1 protein-coding gene and 1 pseudogene are annotated in these 6851 nt (G+C 66.4%); one reads left to right on the forward strand and one right to left on the reverse strand.

Annotated features, from left to right (window positions below; all coding sequences use genetic code 11):
- Positions 1-4927: hypothetical protein (locus BLQ73_RS34795; protein ID WP_143020550.1), on the reverse strand; the 4927-nt coding region annotated here is incomplete at its 3' end.
- 1182 nt (positions 4928-6109) lie between these two features.
- Between BLQ73_RS34795 and BLQ73_RS30545 the strand changes: the two are divergent.
- A pseudogene (locus BLQ73_RS30545) lies at positions 6110-6851 on the forward strand (hypothetical protein); the annotation flags it as partial.

The raw sequence follows: 6851 nt of genomic DNA on the forward strand, positions 1-6851 counted from the left end.
CCAGTTGGCCGAGCGGGTTCCAGGTGTAGGTGGACTGCTGTCCGTGCTGGGTGCGGGCGGTCATCTGGCCGGCGTTGTCGTAGGCGTAGGTGTCGTTGCCCGGGTTGGTGCCGGTGCGGGTGATGGTGGTGACCGCGTTGGGGCGGGCTGCTCCGGCGGCGGTGGGGTAGCTGTAGGTGGAGGTGGTGCCGCCGTCGGTGAGGGCGGTGATGTTGCCGGTCGCGTCGTAGGCGTAGGTCTGGTTGTAGGGGTCGATGCCCTGGTTGTCGGCTCCGCTTCCGCAGGCTGCGGCGGTGGTGGTGTGGGCGGCGGTCAGGCGGTGCAGCCCGTCGTAGGTGAAGCACTCGGACTGGCCGGGCGAGCCCGGTACGGCGGAGGCCGCGTCCAGGATGCGGGTGATCTCGCCTGCGGTGTTGTAGGTGAACCGGTCGTCTTGGGCGGTGTTCGGGGTGGGTGTGTCGGCTTTGGCGGTGGTGGTCAGGCGGGTGAGCCGTCCGGTGCCCTCGTCCCAGGTGAAGTTCCGTTTGACTTGGGAGTTGGGCCCGTAGGAGCGCTCGGACAGGCGTCCGGTGGCGGTGTAGAGGGTGTCTTTGACGTAGGTGGTGGTTCCGCCGAGGTTGGAGGTGAGGGATTTGGGCAGGCCGAGCCCTGTGTAGGTGAGGGTGAGGTTCTCGGCCGGCAGGCCGCCTGCGGCGGGCATGCCGTACCCGGTCATGTTGCCCGCCTTGTCGAAGGCGGCGGTGAAGTCGTAGGTCCCGGCCAGCGCCCCTTCGGCCGCGGGGATGGTGGTCCTGGTGGCGGTGGGGCGGTAGGCGTGGTCGTAGGCGGTGACGCTGTCGGTGTAGGCGTTGCCGCCCGCATAGCGGGTGGCGGTGGCGGGGTGGCCCTTGGCGACGGTGTCGTAGGTCCATTCGGCGAGTTTGGTGCCGGTGCCGGGGTCGCCTGCCCATTGGGAGGTGCGCCGTCCGAGGTCGTCGTAGACGTTGGAGACTTTGGTGCCGTTGCCGTCGGTGCTCCAGGTGAGGCGGCCGGCGGCGTCGTATCCGGCGCTGCTGCTGCCGGAGTCGGGGTCGGTGGCGGCGGTGCGCTGCCGGAGCCAGTCGTAGGTGAAGGTGCGTTCCTTGCCGCGCGCGTCGGTGATGGCGGTGAGATTTCCGGAGCGGTCGTAGGCGTAGGTGGTGTCGTGGTGGACGGTCGCGTCCTTCCACTCCTCGGTCTTCACGGTCTGACCGGCCGCGTCCGTGACTGTGGCGGTCTTGCCGCCGGTCGGCGGAGTGGTCTCGACCTTGTCGCCGCCCGAGTAGGCGTGGGTGGTACGGCGAAGCTCGGTAGACAGGTTGAAGTCGATGACGGCGGTCGGACGCTCAAGACCGTCGAACTGGGTCCTACTCCACTGTGGAAGTGTGGTGAGTGCGGGGTTGAGCAGGCCGCTGCCCGCCGCGGCGGAGTTGTGCGCCGCCCCAGAGGTGGCGGTGACAAGCCCTCGTCCGTCGTAGGCCGCGACGTTGACGATACGTCCGCCGGCGGGGGATTCGGTCTGGGTTTCTCGTGTACGGCCGAGGCCGTCTTCGTAAGAGTGCTCCGAGGTGTAGACGGCGTTTGCCCCGGTGCCTGACAGCAGGCGCCGCGTGGTCGTCTTGACGGGGCCGCTGGGCTGTGCCATCCAGCCGCCGGAGGGGATGTCGTAGGCGATAGTGACCGTTGCCGTACCTGCCGAGCGCGGTTCGCCCGGCCCCCACAGGGTGGTTGTGCGGCCGAGCGCGTCGTAGTCGATTTCGTAGGTCTTGTTGTTGGCGTCGGTGACGGAGGTGGGCAGGCCGATGAGATACGACGAGACGGTGGTGGTGGTGTGGGCCGCGCCCAGCGGGTTGGTCGTGGTCACCCCGGTGGAGGGCCAGCCTGTTGCCGGGCTGTAGCTGCTGGTGGTCGTCTTGTTCAGCGGATCGGTGGAGGTCAGAGGGCGGCCGTAGTCGTCGAAGGTGGATTTGGTGGTGGAAATGGTGGAGGCGCTGGCGTGGTTGCGGGTTTCGGTGACGTTGCCGTCGCTGGGGGAGTTGGTGGCCGGGTCGGTGCCGCCGTCGTACAGGGTGACCGTCTTGCCGATGAGGGCGCCGCTGGCGCAGCTGTCGCCGGAGCGGCGTTCCTGTACCGAGGGGTAGCTGATGAGCCATGCGGTGGTGTTGCGTGCGTAGGTGGTCGTCACGCAGGTGTTGTCAGCGGCGGTCGAGGTGTCGCCGTGATCGTTGACTTGGGAGGGGTGGCCGTAGGAGTCGTAGGTGGTGAACGAGTCGGTCCAGCGCCAAGCTGGTCCGGTCACGAGCTCGCGTGCTCGTTCGCGGGTGTCCAGCACCATGACCGGTTCGTGGACGCCGGGGCCGTTGCCGGTGGAGCGCACCTCGTACTCGAAGCGCTGGGATTCCGCTTCGGCGTAGGTTCGCGGGCTGTAGGAGCTCATCGTCCACTTCTGCTCCTGGAGCAGATGGCCCTGCAGGGCTCTGGCGTCGGTGACGGTGCCGCCCTCGAAATTGGTGACCGTACCGCCCATGCCGCGGAAGAAGGTGGCGGTGTTGATGGTGTAGTCGGCCGGGTCGGTGCCGGAGCCCTCCAGGGTGCGCACGGTGGCGTATCCGCGCCAGTCGGTGGACGGCGGCGCGAAGCCGGGCTCGTGGTACTGCTCAGGCGACGCCCATCCGGGCCCGCCGAGGTACTCATAGGCGGTGACCATGTCGGGCGAGGCGGTGACCATGTCGCGTTCGGTGACCTTGGTGACCAACTGCTTGTAGTACACCGTCCACAGCGTCTCCCACGGGGAGCTGTTGTCGATCTTGTAGCAGTCGCCCGTATGGTCGGCGTGGTAGTTCGATCCGTCGCGGCCCTGGCCGCCAGAGCACGGGTCGGCCTGACCGTAGGTGACCTCGATCCGGCCACCCATCGCGTTGCCGATCGCACCGATGCGCGGCACCATGCGCCATGACAGCTGGTCCTGCCAGTCGGAGATGTTGTGGTAGACCATCTTTCCGGCCAGCATCACCGCGTCGAAGTCGATCGGCGGCAAGGTGATGGGCGAACCGGTTGCATGGCCGGTCTGCTGGACGGTGTCCAGCCACATCACCGGGTTGTCGGGGACACCGAAGTCGTTGCGGGTGTTGACGAAGGTATGGGCCAAGGACAGGTCGGTGGAGGTCACCCATGAGCTGGTGGGGGTGAGGCGTGCCTGGGCGGCCACCGACTGCAGTTTGCGGGTGGAGAAGAAGGCGATGGCGCCGTTGGCGCAGCCGACCTGGAAGTCGCAGCGCAGATCGTTGGGGACGTCGGCGGTTCCACGGTCCATGGTGGTGAATACCGTGCGTGTGGTGGCAGCGCTCCCGGCGACCTGGGTGTTGTGGCCCCATTGCGCTTCGGCCAGGACACCGCCGCGGTCGTAGCTCATCGGGAAGTTGTCGGTGTGGGAGCAGCCGGGCAGGCAGAACCAGTTCTCCTCGCGGCTGTAGGTGTAGTCGACGACGTTCTCCTTGGCGTCGATCTCTTGGTCTAGGTTCCAGCGCCATTCGGCTGAGCACACAGGAGGAGAGAAGTCGTTGTAGTAGCGGTCGTAGCAGGGCTCACCCGGCTCGTTGCCGACATACGGCAGGTTCCACTGGGAGTCGGCGTTGAACCCGAAGCGGTAGACCGTACCCTCGGTGGTGGTGATGCGCCAGTAGTCGTTGCCGCCCGCTCCGCCGGCCAGGCCCTCGATCTTCCAGCCCAGGTCCGGGACGGTCTTCCAGGCTCCGGTGGTGACGTCCTTGATGATCTGGGCCGACCGGCCGCCGACGCTCAAGACCAGTTCGGATTGGGTCTTGTCGTTGGTGGCGGGGTCGTTGTCGTTCTCGTGGGGGGATTCCCAGCAGATCGCGTTTCCGGTGCTGCCGGTTTCATTGGCGGTCCACACCAGGCCGTAGTTGGGATTGAAGAAGTTGTCGACGTGGCAGCGGCGGAACTTGCGTTCGATGAAGCCGGTGTTGAGCTCCCAGCCGATGCCGGCCGCACCGGATTGGTTGTTGGTCCAGGAGCCTTGGCCGTCGACGGAGGAGGCGTCGTAGTTCAATGCCAGTCCGGGGCCTGTGTCGGCAGGGGAGGGGGCTTCTGGCAGGGGCAGGTTGTAGGTGAACCCGCCGCCGGAGGTGCCGGCCTGCCAGGTGCCGGCGGGTTTGAGGTCGGTGGCCCCGAAGTTGCCTTCAGAGCCGGCCATCCCGGCCATCAGCATGTAGACCGACCCGGCCTGCAGAGATGCGTCGGTGGCCGCCTTGGCGGCTGCGGCTTTGTCCTTGCCCTTGAACTGTGGGCGTGCTACAGCTGAGGGTTTGGCGGGGTCGGCCTGCACGTCCGCGATCAGGCGACTGTTCTTGGCGTCGTTGCGGGTCTTGATCACATGGTGGCCGACGGCGCAGTCGCGGGGCCGGGGCGTGGACAGGGCGCAGGCGGGCAGCCGTACCAGTTGCAGCCGGTCGGTGAAGTTGGCGCCGTGCGCGTCGCGGAAGCTCTGGTAGGAGAACGCCGCTTGTACCGGTCCGGGTTGGTCGGCCTGGTCGGCGCGTACTACGCGGGCCGCGATGCCGATACCGCCGAGTTTGTTGATGTCTTTGTGGGAGTAGGTCTGGACACTCACGCGGTTCGGCGACGTACCGGTGGTTCTCGCGGTGGTGTTCTTGCCGGGGGAGGCGATGAGGACGGGGAGCTCGCCGGCTGGAGTGAGGTCTTTGCCGATGTCGATCTCGGCTTTTCCGGCTGAGGGCCATACCGGCTTGCGGGGTTTGGCTTTGGGGGTGAGGTGCTCGGCTCCCTTGGGGAGCTTGGCGGGTCTGACTTTCCGCCCGTCGACGGAAGGCTCGGGGGCTGGGGACTCGGCTGCCGCAGCTTGAGGCACCAGGCGTTCTGGGACAGTCATTCCGGAGACAAGCATTACCGCGGTAATGCCGACGGCCGTCACGGGTAGCAGTAATCGTGGTCTTCGATTTCGCATACCTGTCCTCATTCAGTTGTTTCGGGCATGCTGCCGCCCGCTTGAAGGATTGGGAGTTTCATCCATAAAGCGGACGTAAAGGCTGATCACTAAGGATGTTGAATCTGGTGACAGGCTTGGTCAACTGCCGGAGTGTGACTTTCCTGATGCGGGGAGCGAGGTTGAAAGTCGGGAACGGGTGGTTTGTGCTGATCAACCAGCAGCTTTCGTTGTCAGTTGGGGCCTCGGCGTGGGCCGGTGCTGCAAGTGTGACTTGCATCACACTTTGACGCCGCCCCGCTCATCGGCGACATTGCCGCGTTCGTAGCCTGGTTCCCTGCCGCGTGGATCAAGAGCAAGCTCTTAGAGATTGCCTTGCGGTGACCAGCGGTTTGATCGGGCGTGCGGCTGGCGCGCGAGTTATATCGGCTGCTACGTCGTCACGTTTGCTGTGGTAACCCGTGAGTGCGCGCCGCTGTAGATTGGGTCGGACCGTTTCGCCATACAGTGGGGCAGCAGGAAATCCGCACTGGGACAATCGCTTTGGGCAGCTCTACGGTAGGCATGTGGCTCCTCCCAGGAAGCGATCTTGGCTGCCCGTGCCACTGGCAAATGTCTGAGAAGAAGCCGGATCTCGAAGTCGACCGCATCGCCTCGGCTGGGGGCTGTGATGATCTGTAGCGCCTGAGCGGCGTCGGCCTCGGCCGTACGCCCCTGCGCCTTCGAAGGCATCGGCGACATGCGCCAGACCTTCGTCCGCCGCTGTCCAGCGCACGATTGCCGGAAATGGCAGCCGAGACCGCGCCCGGCGGCCTTTTCCTTTGGTGCCGCCCGTGTGGTTAGCCTAGGCAGGCGCGGGATGACCCCGTTCATCTCGCGAAAGGGCGACTGGAACATCGTCGGCATGGGCAGGTTTCGCTAGTACGGCAGTCTCCATTCGTGAGTTGAGCTGGGGCTATGCGATAACCAGACGGGCGCGTTTGTGGAACCACCGGGCTCGGCCCTGATGTCGGCGTCGCCAGGCTGACCGATGAGCGGCGTGCGACAGCGAGGGTTTAGCCGAAGTCGCGGCGTTGAAAAGGCGTTTGATCTCGGCGACCGTCAGCGGGATCATGCCCGGGTCGGTGGGTGGCGGCTGATCGGCCCGGCGAGCCGGCGCCGCCCGGGTGCCGGTACGCCGCCGGGGGCCTTTCAGCCGAGAACCTCACCCTCACCTACACAGGGCTCGGCCTGCCCAAATCCCTCACCTCCAACCTCGGCGGAACCACCACCTACGTCAAAGACACCCTCTACACCGCCACCGGACGCCTGTCCGAGCGCTCCTACGGGCCCAACTCCCAAGTCAAACGGAACTTCACCTGGGACGAGGGCACCGGACGGCTCACCCGCCTGACCACCACCGCCAAAGCCGACACACCCACCCCGAACACCGCCCAAGACGACCGGTTCACCTACAACACCGCAGGCGAGATCACCCGCATCCTGGACGCGGCCTCCGCCGTACCGGGCTCGCCCGGCCAGTCCGAGTGCTTCACCTACGACGGGCTGCACCGCCTGACCGCCGCCCACACCACCACCGCCGCAGCCTGCGGAAGCGGAGCCGACAACCAGGGCATCGACCCCTACAACCAGACCTACGCCTACGACGCGACCGGCAACATCACCGCCCTCACCGACGGCGGCACCACCTCCACCTACAGCTACCCCACCGCCGCCGGAGCAGCCCGCCCCAACGCGGTCACCACCATCACCCGCACCGGCACCAACCCGGGCAACGACACCTACGCCTACGACAACGCCGGCCAGATGACCGCCCGCACCCAGCACGGACAGCAGTCCACCTACACCTGGAACCCGCTCGGCCAACTGG

The sequence above is a fragment of the Sinosporangium album genome (assembly GCF_900100605.1).
Taxonomy (GTDB): Bacteria; Actinomycetota; Actinomycetes; order Streptosporangiales; family Streptosporangiaceae; genus Sinosporangium; species Sinosporangium album.